The sequence below is a fragment of the Dyadobacter crusticola DSM 16708 genome, assembly GCF_000701505.1.
Lineage (GTDB): Bacteria > Bacteroidota > Bacteroidia > Cytophagales > Spirosomataceae > Dyadobacter > Dyadobacter crusticola.
Window position 1 is genome coordinate 244,387 of the sequence record NZ_JNJB01000008.1, and the last position, 14,745, is coordinate 259,131.

The window sequence follows — 14,745 nt, forward strand, 5'->3', positions numbered from 1 at the left end:
TATGAAGGAGCGTTTTCAAATACAAAAATACGAGTATCCGGCTATTTATGCACATTTAAATCGGCATCCGCTTTCTACAAGAAACTTACTGACACTGATATGAGGGTAATAACCAACAAAGCCACAACCTGTTTCAGGAAATGGCTTTGTGGTATAACAATGCACTTTTACTTGTACATAACCGACTTCACGGCATCTACTACCCGCTTCGCGTTTGGCAGTATCTCTTCGATCAGAGTCGGTGCGTATGGAAGTGGTACATCCCGGTTTGTTACGCGGATTACCGGAGAATCCATATAATCAAATGCGTGACGCTGAATGTGATAAGTTACCTCTGTGGCAATAGAACCCAGCGGCCAGGCTTCCTCAACAATCACGCAACGGTTTGTTTTCTTAACTGATTCAACAACAGTTGCATAGTCGATCGGACGAACAGTCCTTAAATCCACCAATTCAACATCGATACCTTCTTTTTCCAACTGCAGAATCGCCGGCATTACCACTCTCGGGATCATTTTACCAAATGAAACAATGGTAACATCTTTTCCCTGGCGTTTCACATCAGCTTTGCCCAGCGGAATCAGGTATTCTTCATCCGGGATCTGCATTTTGTCACCGTACATTACCTCGGATTCCATAAAAATGACCGGGTTATTGTCACGGATTGATGATTTCAAAAGTCCTTTCGCGTCATACCCATTTGAAGGAACAACTACTTTCAAACCTGGTGTATTGGCGTACCAGTTTTCGAAGTTCTGAGAGTGCTGTGCACCAAGTTGACCTGCATTCCCGGTTGGTCCGCGAAATACGATCGGACAGCCGTACTGACCGGCAGACATCGAAAGAATCTTCGCAGCACTATTGATGATCTGATCAATTGCAACCAGTGAGAAGTTGAAAGTCATGAATTCAACGATCGGGCGAAGTCCGTTGCCCGCTGCTCCTACCGCGATCCCTGCGAAACCAAGCTCAGCAATCGGTGTATCAATCACGCGTTCCGGCCCGAATTCGTCCAGCATTCCCTGACTGGCTTTGTAAGCTCCGTTATATTCTGCAACCTCTTCCCCCATCAAAAAGACACTTTTGTCAAGGCGCATCTCTTCCGACATTGCGTCGCGAATGGCATCTCTGAATGCTAATTCTTTCATTCGTAATTATATAATATTTAATCTTAGAAGAAACCTTCGCAAAATCCAGCTAATTCAATCAACTACTTTGCCCGGTTACATCAAAAGAGGTTTGATAAACTAGTTTTCAAAACGTCTGGTAAAATTAGAGAAACAAGCCCAATTCTCAAATCTTTAAAAACCCATTCAGCCAAATATCACCGGCTTATTTGAAGCGGGCTGTGCATTAAACGGGAATTACGTCCACTTCCACCGTAAGCGTATGTTTGCCATAACTGAAAATGATCCCTTTCAATGGTGGCACGTCGCTGTAATCACGTCCCCAGGCCGTAACAATATGCCGCTCGCCGGGTACCACATTGTTAGTGGGATCAAAATCACACCAGCCGAAATCGGGTATAAAGACCGATATCCAGGCATGCGATGCATCAGAACCCTGCAACTTGGGCCTGCCGGGAGGCGGGAGGGTTTCGAGGTAACCGCTCACATATCTCGTAGCAAAGCCGAAGCTTCGGATACAGGCAATTGCCAAATGCGAGAAATCCTGACAAACTCCTTTTCGTGCAGCCAGTACCTCTTTAATCGGCGTGTGTACCGTCGTAAAATCAGGTACAAAATCGAACTCGGTGTAAATTTTACGACAAAGATTGCGGACGCATTCATAGAGCGGAACACTGTCTACAAAGCAATCCCTGCCAAATGCGACAATTTCCTCGTCCCATTTCACCAGCGGACTCGGCAGCATGTATTCCAGCAATGCGATCTTCAAAGACCGGTCGCTAACCAGCCGCTGGCGGGCTGCAGAACAAGTGATTTCAGAAGGCATAAACAACGTACCTGTGTTCGTTGCCTCCCTTTCCACAATGCTGGTTGTGAGCACAGTCAGTTCCTTATGCGGCGAATGCAGCGAGAAGTAATGCGTTTTATTTCCGTAAAAATCCGTTCGCTCTACTACTTGTGAAGGCTCCGGGCTGATCTGAATGTTAAAGTCGCTGCACGTTTGACCGGGCAAAGTGCGGGGTGTAAGGCAAAGCAGGCTATGGTAATTATTCACTGCCTGCGCGTACTTGTACTTTGTTTTATGTACCAGCTTATATTTCATCGGTATTGTAATCGGCCGGTTCAAAGAAAGAATGATGCATGATCGCGTGACTGAAATACATGTTCGTGAGACTGGTAGATACCGAGCTGATCAATTTGGAAACTTCCGACAGCAGGCTGAATAATTCAGTCCGTTCCGAAACACGGTTGCTTTTACACAAATCAGCTACATTCGCGAGCTTGACTAGCGTAGCTGCCTTTAAAACGGACCTTTCCGCTTCATTCAGTCTGTCGCCTCGTGTGGTAATGGGCAATTGTGCCAGATTCTTATTGAGTTCGTCGAGCATGTACACCAGCGAATAAGGCAGTGTTTTTTCCAGCAAAACCATATCCAGCATTGCCTCCACACTTAAATGCGATTTATAAATCTGCCGGTAATTCACCAGCGAATGATGGTTGATCAAAGTCGCTTCGATCAATTCATTCTCAACGGCCTGGGAGTTGCGTACACCGAAATTGGATTGTATCACACTAATCCGGGACAAAATGCGCTCAATCAGCTTGCCCGTTTCCAACAACAGAAAACTATTGTCGCGCGGCATACTTTCGGCAATCACGCCCAGGAAAGTGAACATATTGTTAAAAAGTCCGTCGAGCGTTTTCTGGATATTGTTGCTGTTCATGCTCGACGCATTCCTGATCTCGTGAAACCCATTGTCAATCAGGTCCACGATCCGCCAGATTTCCAGGTCCCATTGATTCCGTACTGCGCCCACTGCATTCAAAAACGCACCGATGTTCGAAGCGATCGAGCCTGGGCGGTTTGTATTGGATATCAGATCGATAATTTCATTATATGGATCCTGGAAATGATCCGTTCCTTCATCCAGGAAGCCGGGGTAAGTCGCTGACAAATGCGTTACGGATTGCAGCAAAACCTTGATATGCTCCTGCTTGGCAGATCCGCCGAAGTTTCTGTCAAGATTCAGCACGTTAATGGTGATGTTCATAAACTTGATCACCGCCATTGTGCGCTCGCAGTACCTGCCTACCCAGAACAAATTCTCCGCGCTCCGGCTGGGCAGCGAAACGTGCTTGTTAACTGCCGCCGGACTTGGTAAACTGATCTTCTCCTGAATATCCTCTGTCTTATCGGAAACAATCCAAGTATCCTTCGACAAGCCGCCGTATTGATTTGAAATCACAAACCTGTCTTTCACTGGCGAGCTGCGCGTCAGTCCGCCCTGCATTACGTGGTACCCTTTTTCGTCAGCGACCATGAATGCGCGCAGTGCCGCATACCGGGGTACGATATTGCCGTCGATTAATGAAGGAGTGGTAGAAAGGCTGACTTCCTGCTGGGCGATAAACTCATGCGGGCTCTGCGAAATCATTCTCTTTACTTCTTCCTTTTGCTGGTAGCTCAGTAACCTGCCGTAAATGGACCGGAACTTCGTTTTGCGATTGGCTTTTTTAATGATCAGCTCGTCCAGGTGGTCGAGTACGTAATTGAGCTCTTTGGTATGCCCGCACCACCAGGTGGCCACCGAAGGCATAATCAGTTTTTCACCCAAAAAGTATTGGCTGATATTCTCAATAAATGCGAGAAATGCATGATTTTCCAACACACTCGAACCCGGTGCATTCACTACCTGCACATTTCCCATTCTGATCGCCTGCAGCAAACCCGGCACGCCGAGCCGTGAATCTTCGCGCAGTTCGAGTGGATCGCACCAATCGTCGTCGATACGTCGCAGGATCACATCCACTTTCTGCAGACCATCAATGGATTTCAGCCACACACAGCCATTACGAACGAGCAGATCGTCGCCCTGAGCGAGTGTGTAACCCAGGTAAGAAGCCAGGTAAGCGTGCTCGAAATAGGCTTCGTTACTTGGTCCGGGCGTTAGATAAACGATATTGGGCGCGTCCTTGCTTTTATCCGCAAGGCGCAAAATAGTACTTTGAAGATTATTGAAATAAGGCGCCAGCTTGCTGACATACATTCCGTCGGCCAGCTCAGGCAGCAGCTTGCTCATTACAACCCGATTTTCGAGGGTATAACCCGAACCTGACGGAGCCTGGGTGCGGTTATCGACGATCCACATTTGTCCATCCGGGCCGCGCGCCATATCTGCGGCATACAATATAAGCTGATTGGCGCCTGGCACTTTGATATCAATGCACGGCCGGAAGAAGCCCGTATTATCGAAGATCAGCTCGGCAGGAATGATTCCGTCTTTCACAAGGTTCCTGGGACCGTAAAGATCTTTCAGCATCAAATCCAGCAGAATAGCCCGCTGCTGCAAGCCTTTCGCGATATGATTCCATTCCTTTTGTTCAATCAAAAAAGGAATAGGATCAAGCTGCCAGGGGCGGTTCATGCCGTCGGGTGAACCGTATACATTGTAAGTAACCCCATTCTCCCGCAGCTTACCGATAATCTCCTGATTCCGGCTTTTCAGTTCATCCAAACCAAGCTTTTCAAGCGTTGCAAACAATGCATTCCAATGTGGCTTGACATTCCCGCGCAGGTCGAGCACCTCATCGTAGGAGCTCAGGCCGCTTCGATAGGATTGTAAAAGATTCACGGCAGCCTCAGTAAGCATAAATGACAGGGATATCCACTGAAAACTATTTTGATTTCCAGTATTTACGTAAATCCAGCGTATTTGGATACTCCGGATTAATTAATTCAATAGGTGTATCCGCCTTCATTTCTTTTTTGGTCTCGGCGATAAAACGCGAAACTGTGCCCGACGATTTTTCCATGATCTGCACTTCCTGCCGCGAGGAAGGCGTGTGTCCAAAGCCTTGGAACAAGCTGATCTTACGCGATTCTGCTTCAAATGCATTGACAGGATGGGTGTCAAAAGCGCGCCCGCCGGGGTGCGAAACGAAGTAGGTACATCCGCCCAATATACGGTTATTCCAGGTATCCACAATGTCAAAAACCAGTGGCGCATCTGCCCCGATAGTGGGGTGTAATGCCGACGGCGGGTTCCAGGCTTTGTAGCGGATCCCGGATACATATTCCCCTTTAATACCCGAGCTCCGCAGCGGCACGCGGCAGCCGTTACACACCAGAATGTGCCTGCCTTCCACAAATCCGCTCACTTTCACCTGTAACCTTTCCAACGAGGAATCTACAAAACGCGCGGTACCGGAGTTGGACAGCTCTTCACCGAGCACGTGCCAGGGCTCGATGCCCAAACGGAGATCGAGCTGGATATTGTCGACCGTAATACCCCCATAATGCGGGAAACGGAATTCAAAGAATGGATCAAACCACGAGATATCGAAATGATAACCTGCGTCTTTGAGATCATTTACCACATCTACCATATCCAGATAAGCAAAATGCGGCAGCAGAAAGCGATCGTGCAGCTCGGTACCCCAGCGGATCAGCTTATGCTTATAGGGATTCTTCCAGAATTTGGCGATCAATGCGCGGATCAGCAGCGTTTGAACCAGGTTCATGTGCTTGTGCGGCGGCATATCGAATGCACGGAATTCGAGGATACCCAATCTTCCCGTCGACGAGTCTGGTGAATACAGCTTGTCCATACAGAACTCCGACCGGTGGGTATTGCCTGTTATATCAACCAGCAGGTTCCTGAAAATCCTGTCCACCATCCAGAAAGGCACTTCTTTGTCTTCCGGGATCTGGTCAAATGCAATTTCAACTTCATATAACCTTTCATCCCGGCCTTCATCAATCCTCGGCGCCTGACTGGTGGGGCCAATGAATGGACCCGCAAACAGGTAGCTCAATGCAGGGTGATGCTGCCAGTAGGTCAGCAGGCTTCTCAACAAATCAGGGCGGCGCAGAATGGGACTGTCCGCCGGTTTCGCGCCTCCGATGGTTACGTGGTTACCTCCGCCAGTCCCCGTGTGGCGACCATCCACCATGAATTTATCAGTACCTAACCTTGAAAAGAATGCCTCTTCGTACAATGCACTGATATTATCAACCAGCTCCTGCCAGTTTTTAGCAGGATGAATATTTACTTCAATTACTCCCGGATCCGGCGTAACAATCAGCTTTTGAACCCGGTAATCAGAAGGTGTAGGATAACCTTCAATACGGACGGGCATTTTCAGCTTTTCCGCAGTCGCTTCAATGGAAGCGATCAGATCAAGGTAATGTTCCAGATAATCGGTTGGCGGCAGGAAAACATAGATGATCCCATCCCGCTCCTCCACACAAACTGCCGTCTTCACAATCGGAACATCAAACAAAATACCTTCGTCCCTTTCATCCCTTTTCTCCCCTTCATCCTTATTAAAAGGTAACTCGTAAGCAGGCGCAACAGAACCGTACCGGTTTTGTACAACATATTTGTAATCAGGCAATGAAGGCAGATCTTCAAACGGGCTGCGTTCGACCGGCTGATCTCGTTTTTCTTTCGCTACTTCGGGCAGTGCTTTCAATGGAAGCCTGTAACCCATTGCTGAGTTTCCCGGGATCAAAAAGCAATTATTTCTCCTGAACTGCCACGCAGAGCTCGTCCAGTGATTGCCCTTCTCATCCCATTTCACCGGCAACACAAACCCCGCTGGGTTGTTCAGGCCTCTTTCCAGCACTTTGGCCAGTGTTCTTCTTTCAATGGAATCTTTGAGATTTACTTTCAACGGATCCACATTGACCGGCAGCTTTCCCTCCTCCATTGCCCAATAAATCGGGTCTTCGTAAGCCGGGGTAATGTTATTTGTATCAATGCCGAGGTATTTCGAAAGCTCGGTCATGAAAGTCTCGGCTTCTCGGAAGGTATACTTCGTCCCGTTCTCTTTGGCTACCAGTTCATCATTGCGCCACATCGGCACACTGTCGTTTCTCCAGTACAATGCGTACTGCCAGCGCGGGAACTGCTCGCCCGGGTACCACTTGCCCTGACCGAAATGCAGCAGTCCGCCGTGCGCAAAACGCTTTTTAAGCCTGAGGGAAAGATCGTAAGCCAGCTGGCGTTTCATTGGCCCGTCGGCCGCCGTGTTCCATTCCGGGGATTCAAAATCGTCGATAGAGATAAATGTAGGCTCGCCGCCCATTGTGAGACGGACATCGTTTTCCTGCAAATCCTTTTCCACATCGTATCCTACCTGCATTACCTGGGCCCATTGCTCTTCGGTGTAGGGTTTGGTAACGCGCGGATCTTCGTGTATCCTGTAAACTTTGTTGTCAAATTCAAATGTAACCTGCGCAATGTCGGTCGCGCCTGAAACCGGCGCTGCACTGGCGTAATCAGGTGTGCAGCAGAGGGGAATGTGGCCTTCGCTGGCGAACAGACCGGACGTCGGATCCAATCCGATCCAGCCTGCGCCTGGGACGTAAGCTTCTGTCCACGCATGCAGATCCGTAAAATCAGCCTCAGGCCCGGAAGGTCCGTCGAGCGACTTGATATCCGAAGTAAGCTGCACAAGGTAGCCGGACACAAAGCGCGCCGCTATACCCAAATGCCGCAACACCTGCACCAGCAGCCACGCGGAATCCCGGCAGGAGCCGCTTTTAATGTTCAGTGTACTCTCGCAGGTTTGCACCCCGGCCTCCATCCTGATATTGTAATGGATCGCCTTATAAAGTTCCTGGTTCAAATGCACCAGAAAATCAACTGTCTTAATATCCCTGTTAACCTTCGATCTTTCAACAAAATCCATCAGCAGCGGCCCTGACTCACGAGGTTCGAGGTACGGACCAAGCTCCATTTTGAGTGTTGGATCGTAATTGAATGGGAACATCTCCGCATATTCTTCTACAAAAAAGTCGAAGGGATTGATCACCTGCATTTTGGCAATCACCTCCACGTCAATGCTCAATTCCGTAGTTCTTTCAGGAAAAACAACCCTCGCCTGGTAGTTTCCGAAAGGATCCTGCTGCCAGTTGATAAAGTGGTTTTCAGGCGTAATTTTCAATGAATAGCCTTCAATGGGTGTACGGGAATGCGGGGCTGGGCGCAGCCTAAAAATATGCGGTGAAAGTGAAACACTCCGGTCAAACTGATATTTGGTCTTGTGCGAAATAGCAACTTTTATAGCCATAGTTGGAGTATTACAATAATTCAAAGTAATTTGGTATCCAGGATTATACCTGACCCTAAAAAAGCGGTTTATAGTTGTTTTTCAAAATATATACCGGCAGTAAATAGTATATGCAAAATTTTATTTCATTCAATGGACAGACACGAACCGCGCGTGCTTGATCACTTCTGAGAGGAGACATTGTTAGGAACGTGCGGATAGCTTAATTCATTCCAAAACAAATGCGCCCGGAATAGCCGGTTCAAGCTGATAATTGTTTTAAAAGTTGCGTAATTCGCCTTCATCCTAACCATTTATCTGTTATTAATTTTAAAATGAAAATCGCAATTATCGGCTGCGGCAACATGGGAATGGCGTTTGCGCGTGCCTTTCTCAAATTTGACCTTGTTAAAAAAGAAGACTTTTTACTGGTAGAGAAAAGCGTCGACCGAATGGAGAGCCTGACCAGTTTTCAACCAGGCGTGATTACTGGCGTGATCGGGCCGCAGATCGGCGAATATGACCTGATTATCCTGTCCGTGAAGCCGCAGGATTTTGCGTCGGTAGGCGATAGTTTACGAGAAGTAGTAAAGCCCAATCAGGTCGTTCTGTCTATTATGGCCGGTATTACGATTCAAAGTATTCAAAATACATTACAGCATAAAGCGGTGATCCGCGCGATGCCGAATACGCCGGCGATGCTGGGAATGGGCATTACTGCCTACGCAGCTTCGCCTGAAGTGGATATACAGCAGTTAAGAAGGGTCGAAAACCTGATCAATGCAACGGGAAGGTCAGTCTTCCTGGAAAATGAAGAACAGCTGAATGCAGTTACTGCACTGAGCGGCAGCGGGCCGGCTTATTTCTTTTATGTGGTGAAAGCGATGATCGATGCTGGAAAACAAATGGGTTTCGAGGAATCTGTGGCTGCATTGCTTGTGAAGCAAACCATGCTTGGCTCTTACCACCTGATCAATACGGCGGACAAGTCACTCGATGACCTGATCAAAGCAGTAGCTTCCAAAGGCGGAACAACAGAGGCTGCTCTGCGGGAATTTGAAGGCGGAGAATTGGATGATACTTTGAAAAAAGGCATTATCGCTGCGCAGGTAAGGTCGACTGAACTATCGAAAGGCTAAATTCCTTTTCAAGTTTTACACACATTCAATCAACAAATAATGGAAGCAAGATCAGACAAACTGGCTACACTGGACATTGTCCTGAACGGCCTGATGCGGAGGTACAAAGAGCGCGTGCCTGATGTGGGCACTATCCTGAATGCGATGGTGCGCACAGGTATTATCAAAAGTGCCGACGAAATTGAAAACGACCATATTGCATTCCGGACAATGGGTGTGCCTCAACTTGGTGTGCAATCGTTCGAGAAGATTTTCCTGCATTATGGTTATGAAAAGCGCGACCATTATTTTTTTGAAGGGAAAAAGCTGGATGCCTGGTGGTACAGTCCGCCACGCGAGACTGACCCTCGCATTTTCGTCAGCGAGCTGCGCGTAGGCGATCTTTCGGAAGAGGCACAACGCATTATCCGTAGCTACACCGACGAAGTAACAAGCGACCCTGCTGATTCGCTCGATCTGGACAATGGGCTGGAAGTAGATGCATTTCTTCACAAGCCGCTGTGGCGCACGCCCACGGTCTCGGATTATCAGACTTTACTAAAAGAAAGCGAATATGCGGCTTGGGTGATTTACAACAGATATTACCTCAATCACTTCACGATCAGCGTACATAACCTTCCCGAAGGCTACAATACTGTTGCTGACTTCAATGCTTTTTTAGAGGATATCGGGATAAAACTGAATACTTCGGGCGGAAAGATCAAAGTAAGTCCGGACGGAGGCTTACTGCAAAGCTCGACTATTGCCGAAATGATCGACGCGAAATTTGCAAATGGCGAAAAATTGCGGATTTCTGGTTCTTACGTAGAGTTTGCCGAACGAAAAGTGCTGCCTGATTTCAAAGACATTCCTGCTGCAGAAGTTTTAAGAAAACACCGCAGAGATGGTTTCGAAGCTGGCAATGCGGACAAGATTTTCGAGAGTACTTACACTACGCAGACTGGGAAGTGAGGGACTTCAAATGCTTTCTTTTCTTGTGTTACGAATCGTCAGAATTCTGATTAAGTCATCGTTCACAATTTCATAGTAGATCAAAGTGTGCTTCTTCATTACACATTCACGCACACCAGATTTCGACGCTGATGCCCGGTACATGTAAGGCATTTTACTGATTAGATCAATTTGTTGGGTAAGGCTTAGAAGAAAGTCTAGCTTGGCTTTCTCTGACCAGCGAGCGGCTAAATAGGCCGCTATTTCCTCTATATCCCCGCGAGCTCTGTCAGATATAGTCTAACGTTCAATGCCATAGGTGGACTTCATGTGATCAAAGAATCAGAATGTTTTCCAGAATCGAAATCGGATAATCCTTCCACGATCGCTGCTTTTGTTTTATCGTCAAGAACTTCCCAGAAATCTTCTTGCGATTTGGCCTCGCGAGAAAGTAGAATGAGATACGCCTGCAAAACTGCGGTATCGTCGATACCATCTATCAACGCGTGCAGGCTGGATTTAAGATCGTCTTGACTCATACGGGTTTAATTTCTTGAAAGCGTACTGTTAATATATGAATTACTTTTAAATACTTAAAAGTTAGAATCGATCCGGGAAGTAACCGAGCTCAAAGGTTCTGAAATTTCATATAAAACGTCGGGATCAAAATCGAGCGGGGCTGCGATCGGAGCTCCATTGTAATCGATTATTGAAGCCAGATCGTCCCAGTAAATTGTCCTGCCGTCAGTTTTCGCTTTTTTAAAAGTATCTGTTTGTAACAGTTGAAAGTAAATACTCTCTGGTTTTTGAAAATACTCAGCCAAAAAAGCCCCGAAGTCAATGACCCGCACGACTCCGTCTGACCACAACGCAGTGATCACAAAAGCGTCGATTGCTATTATCTTTTTGATCCTGGGATTCATTATTGCAAAGGTCTGATTTTCCTGAACTGAGCATTGTCTTTCTGAGACTCGAAGTAGTTAATATACAACTCTTCCCTGTGAAGTTCAACCCAAGCCTGCACAAGGCGGATTTGTTTACGAGGTAAATCTCTTGCCAGTATATTGCCGGACTCAATCGAGAATTGCGCCTCCTGCCCGGCATATTCCGCATGAAATGCGGCGGAAGGTGGTCTTTAAAATACATAAAAATTACAATTCCGAAAAAACGGGTATCTCTGGCATATGTTTAACGGATAGTGTGTTAGTTGTCCCACAAAAATAACCTTTATTCTGCAACCAGAAAGTGCACGATCCGGCAGGCGGTACCGATGCTTTCCGTGTTCTTTTCAGAAGAGATTGTCACTGTCAATGTGTGCTTGCCAGCGGATAATTCGTCGTCGAGCATGAGGTACCAGGGTAAATGCAGCTGCGTACTCCACCTTGTAAAAAGATCCAGCATTTTAGGTTTCTTGCCGTCGATAGCGTACGAAATGATCCCCGCATCCGGACCGGAAATGATCGCTATCCCCACGCCGCGACCTTTAAACGGCAGCTCGAAAGACGCATTTGCAGTTTCGCCAACCAGCATTGGTACACCAACAAATCCTTCGCGGGTAGACAGTTCTGTAGCCGGCTTCCAGCTCGGATTTAATGTAAATGCATTGCGGTTTTTAGCCTCTTCAATGGAGTGGTAACTTGCCTTTTCGTAGGAGAATTTATCAATTGCAGTTGGGAACTGGCCCGATATCTCGGCGTTACTGAAATCCTTTTTCAACAATTCTTTGATAGTCTGAAAATAAATCTCCTGCCCAAATGGAGACGGATGTAAATCCTTGAAATCGTATTCCCACGAAAATTCCCCGGCTTTAATCCTGTCGTAGACTTCTTTGGCAAGATTGATGAATGCAGTTCCGTAATATCTCGCAATGCGCTGGTGCACTGCCACTTCCTTAGGCTCTTTCCCTTTCTCGTAGTCGGCATTTTTCAACGGTTCTGCGAAAGCCATTAACACGACATTCGCTTTCGGGTTCACTGCGTGCATTTGCCTGACGATACCTTCCAGCGCGCGAACCTGCGCTTTTTCGCTAAATCCATTTCCCCGGTCATTTACAGCCGATTCGAGAAACAACAGATCGGGAGTTCCTTTTGACAAAACGTCGCGGCTAAACCGGAATGCGTGCGGCGTACTCCCAAGCGACGGGATACCTGCGGCGATGAAGGTAAACTCAGTGTCAGGAAAACGTTCCTGCAAATATTGCGAGGTCTTATTCCGCCAACCCGGATTGTGCGTGATCGAGCCGCCCAGGAATGCGACAGTGCCTTTTCTGGTTGTTTTGAACTTCTCGAATGCATTCTTCAATCCCGCATTTACCTCCATGTAAGGTTCATGCGGAAGTGGCTTCGCTACCGGAACACTGTTTTGCTCGATGAAACTAGCGAAGAATTCGGGATGTTCAATTGGGAAATGGTGCCCTTCCAGCGTTTGTTCGCCGCGTGTCATCGGGTAAACCGCAACCGGTCCGCCAAGCTGCTGATAGTTTTCAATCAGTAAGTCACTGTTTTCGGCAGGAGGAACCAACTTGTCATTTAAACCAATCACATGAACTACCGGCACTTTGTACGCAGCTAATCCGGCAAGATCGTTTAATGGGATATCAGTGAATTTGGCTGCTTGCTCCTCATTCACGCCGAACAGTTTAAGCCACTCAGCCCAGTCCTTTTCCGAACCCGGCCCTTTTCCTTTCCCGCCCGGCCAGCTTTTGGGATCGCATACCGGCGCCTCGGCGTAAATGCAGCTTACCTTGTCCGGGTTTCTTTTTGCCCAACCATACACATACAAGCCGCCCCGACTTACTCCTTCCAATGCCACTTTGGGAGCAAACTGTTTTTGTTTGACCAGGTAATCGTAAAAAGCATCCCACACCTGCATTGCTTGGGGATGTGCAAACATGTCATTGGTATTTACATAGGCAATGTGAAAGCCTCGCGACAGCAGGATACTATCCATTTCGGTGTGCCAGGTGGGGAAATGTGCCCGCCAAACCCACGGTTTGCCCGGGATTTCCTTAGCTGGCTTTATGTACCAGGCTTCCCGGTTCTCGAATGTGAATGTTACCTTTTCAAACCCTTTCCAGGAAGTGGTTTTTTCCGGGTTCTGTGCGACAATAACGTGCGTCGTGAGCACCAAAACGCCTATAAAGAACCGTTTTACGTAATTTTTTACCATAATCAGTAAAGTTGAGATCAGGGAAGATTTACCGCACTGACTATTTCAATGGTATGATATTTGAGTGTAGTTCATTCAAACAAGCTAGGAACTTATGGATAAGATCGAGAAGTTTAAATCGATGGAGAAGATTCTCCGTGAAATTGAAGATTTGAAAAACAGTGAAACTGCCGTGATCAAGAAAATCGGACAGATTGAAACAGAAAATATGAACCTGAACATTCAGGACCTTGATAAATCACTCAATGAGATTTACGACGGTGCTTATAAAAACCTGGAAAACGTGGAAACACTCCATAATTCTTTTACAGAAACCGTATCGGATTTCAAGGAGAAAAACAATATTACTGATGAGATGTTAATGGAAATCAGAGAGTAGTCTCCTACTTCCATTTAAACGAGAAAAGCTGCGTGATGCAGCTTTTCTCGTTTTCAGATGTGATGGTTTAAAGTCCGGCATCGTCAGATGCGCCTTTTGCCAGCGCTACCCAATCCAGGTGAGCCCGGTCTTTTGCCAACGCGGATACAAAGCGGTTTTTAACCAGATCAGCCAGCGGCATGGGTGCATTTACATTGGCAGAAGCCTGTAATGCAAGGTTAATGTCTTTCAAGCCAAGTGGCAGGCTGAACAGTACCGGTTCGTAGGTATGCTGCGCCACCATTTTGCCATAATTTTGAAATATGGGTGCCGCAAACAAGGTAGATGTGAGCATATCATAAATGTTCTGGCGCGGGATACCGCTTTTTTCAGCCAGCGTAAATGCTTCTGCCATCATTTCAAGGCTCGCAGCAATCATGAAGTTACCGCAAAGCTTCACCACATTTGCAGCGCCGGGATCATCCCCGAAATCGAAAATGCCTTTTACGAAGTTTTGTACCAAAGGTTTTACACGCTCCCGGGCTGATGCTTCCCCTGAAATAACGATATTCCCCATTCCCGAACGCACCGCGTCGGGCCGCGCGAAGATTGGCGCCGCTACGTAACTTACGCCGTGTTTTTTATGCGTTTCGGCTAACTTTCTTGAACAATCAGGTGAGATCGTACTCATGGAAACGTGCAATGCGCCTTCGCCCAGCTTTGCCAGCAGTTCCTCAGAAAATGTTGTCTCAACGGCATTATCATCTGCAAGCACAGAGAACACAATTCCGCCGGGAACGATTGCTTCGACCGGACTACCTGCCACTTTCGCGCCTGACTTAGCCAGCGGCTCCGCTTTCGAGCTGGTCCGGTTCCAGACTGTCAGCTCAAAGCCCGAATCAATCAATCTTTCTGCTATTGGTGAACCCAGGTTACCAAGCCCCAGAAATGCTATTTTTTCAGCCAT

Annotated in this window: 13 protein-coding genes; 3 read left to right on the forward strand and 10 right to left on the reverse strand. The window is 47.4% G+C overall.

All coding sequences use genetic code 11. The annotated features are described in order from the left end of the window. Positions 1 to 167 precede the first annotated feature (167 nt). From Q369_RS0113725 to Q369_RS0113740, 4 genes are all read right to left on the reverse strand, one after another. Entirely contained in the window at positions 168 to 1,148 is a 981-nt protein-coding gene (locus tag Q369_RS0113725) for a pyruvate dehydrogenase complex E1 component subunit beta (protein ID WP_031528375.1), read from the reverse strand. Positions 1,149 to 1,353: 205 nt separating this feature from the next. Continuing rightward, positions 1,354 to 2,229: a transglutaminase family protein gene (locus tag Q369_RS0113730; protein ID WP_031528376.1), complete on the reverse strand. Its 876-nt coding sequence runs from the start codon at positions 2,227 to 2,229 to the stop codon at positions 1,354 to 1,356. Continuing rightward, positions 2,219 to 4,777, reverse strand: coding sequence for a circularly permuted type 2 ATP-grasp protein (locus tag Q369_RS0113735; protein WP_031528377.1), 2,559 nt, complete (start codon positions 4,775 to 4,777; stop codon positions 2,219 to 2,221). Before Q369_RS0113735 ends, Q369_RS0113730 begins: the two co-directional genes overlap by 11 nt. Positions 4,778 to 4,802: 25 nt before the next feature. Further along, the gene (locus Q369_RS0113740) at positions 4,803 to 8,204 is read right to left on the reverse strand and encodes a transglutaminase family protein (protein WP_031528378.1); all 3,402 of its coding nucleotides are present in this window, start codon (positions 8,202 to 8,204) and stop codon (positions 4,803 to 4,805) included. Between the two features lie 314 nt (positions 8,205 to 8,518). Here Q369_RS0113740 and proC point away from each other — a divergent pair, with 314 nt between their 5' ends. Continuing rightward, positions 8,519 to 9,322, forward strand: a complete 804-nt coding sequence (gene proC, locus Q369_RS0113745; RefSeq protein WP_031528379.1) for a pyrroline-5-carboxylate reductase — start codon at positions 8,519 to 8,521, stop codon at positions 9,320 to 9,322. Between the two features lie 39 nt (positions 9,323 to 9,361). Beyond that, complete coding sequence (locus Q369_RS0113750; RefSeq protein ID WP_031528380.1) at positions 9,362 to 10,273, forward strand: DUF1338 domain-containing protein; 912 nt, start codon at positions 9,362 to 9,364, stop codon at positions 10,271 to 10,273. A 6-nt stretch (positions 10,274 to 10,279) separates the two neighbouring features. Here the strand turns inward: Q369_RS0113750 and Q369_RS29870 are convergent, their stop codons facing one another. The 5 genes from Q369_RS29870 to Q369_RS0113770 form a co-directional block, all read right to left on the reverse strand. Next, the gene (locus Q369_RS29870; protein ID WP_084165743.1) at positions 10,280 to 10,549 is read right to left on the reverse strand and encodes a type II toxin-antitoxin system RelE/ParE family toxin; all 270 of its coding nucleotides are present in this window, start codon (positions 10,547 to 10,549) and stop codon (positions 10,280 to 10,282) included. A 29-nt stretch (positions 10,550 to 10,578) separates the two neighbouring features. After that, the gene (locus tag Q369_RS0113760) at positions 10,579 to 10,791 is read right to left on the reverse strand and encodes a hypothetical protein (protein WP_031528381.1); all 213 of its coding nucleotides are present in this window, start codon (positions 10,789 to 10,791) and stop codon (positions 10,579 to 10,581) included. 54 nt (positions 10,792 to 10,845) lie between these two features. Then, entirely contained in the window at positions 10,846 to 11,175 is a 330-nt protein-coding gene (locus Q369_RS0113765) for a DUF2442 domain-containing protein (protein WP_051664062.1), read from the reverse strand. Continuing rightward, a complete protein-coding gene (locus tag Q369_RS29485; RefSeq protein ID WP_310589003.1) occupies positions 11,175 to 11,330 on the reverse strand; it encodes a DUF4160 domain-containing protein in 156 nt (51 codons plus the stop codon). Before Q369_RS29485 ends, Q369_RS0113765 begins: the two co-directional genes overlap by 1 nt. 149 nt (positions 11,331 to 11,479) lie before the next feature. Beyond that, entirely contained in the window at positions 11,480 to 13,420 is a 1,941-nt protein-coding gene (locus Q369_RS0113770; protein ID WP_031528383.1) for an SGNH/GDSL hydrolase family protein, read from the reverse strand. 94 nt (positions 13,421 to 13,514) lie between these two features. Between Q369_RS0113770 and Q369_RS0113775 the strand changes: the two genes are divergently transcribed. Further along, entirely contained in the window at positions 13,515 to 13,799 is a 285-nt protein-coding gene (locus Q369_RS0113775; protein WP_031528384.1) for a hypothetical protein, read from the forward strand. A 67-nt stretch (positions 13,800 to 13,866) separates the two neighbouring features. Here the strand turns inward: Q369_RS0113775 and Q369_RS0113780 are convergent, their stop codons facing one another. Beyond that, on the reverse strand, positions 13,867 to 14,745 hold the full coding sequence (locus tag Q369_RS0113780; protein WP_031528385.1) for an NAD(P)-dependent oxidoreductase: 879 nt from the start codon (positions 14,743 to 14,745) through the stop codon (positions 13,867 to 13,869).

Coding starts and splice junctions, on each gene's coding strand:
- Q369_RS0113760 (WP_031528381.1), bottom strand. CDS start 10,791: ATGAGTCAAGACGATCTTAAATCCAGCCTGCACGCGTTGATAGATGGT.
- Q369_RS0113730 (WP_031528376.1), bottom strand. CDS start 2,229: ATGAAATATAAGCTGGTACATAAAACAAAGTACAAGTACGCGCAGGCA.
- proC (WP_031528379.1), top strand. CDS start 8,519: ATGAAAATCGCAATTATCGGCTGCGGCAACATGGGAATGGCGTTTGCG.
- Q369_RS0113770 (WP_031528383.1), bottom strand. CDS start 13,420: ATGGTAAAAAATTACGTAAAACGGTTCTTTATAGGCGTTTTGGTGCTC.
- Q369_RS0113725 (WP_031528375.1), bottom strand. CDS start 1,148: ATGAAAGAATTAGCATTCAGAGATGCCATTCGCGACGCAATGTCGGAA.
- Q369_RS0113740 (WP_031528378.1), bottom strand. CDS start 8,204: ATGGCTATAAAAGTTGCTATTTCGCACAAGACCAAATATCAGTTTGAC.
- Q369_RS0113765 (WP_051664062.1), bottom strand. CDS start 11,175: ATGAATCCCAGGATCAAAAAGATAATAGCAATCGACGCTTTTGTGATC.
- Q369_RS0113775 (WP_031528384.1), top strand. CDS start 13,515: ATGGATAAGATCGAGAAGTTTAAATCGATGGAGAAGATTCTCCGTGAA.
- Q369_RS0113735 (WP_031528377.1), bottom strand. CDS start 4,777: ATGCTTACTGAGGCTGCCGTGAATCTTTTACAATCCTATCGAAGCGGC.
- Q369_RS0113780 (WP_031528385.1), bottom strand. CDS start 14,745: ATGGCTGAAAAAATAGCATTTCTGGGGCTTGGTAACCTGGGTTCACCA.
- Q369_RS0113750 (WP_031528380.1), top strand. CDS start 9,362: ATGGAAGCAAGATCAGACAAACTGGCTACACTGGACATTGTCCTGAAC.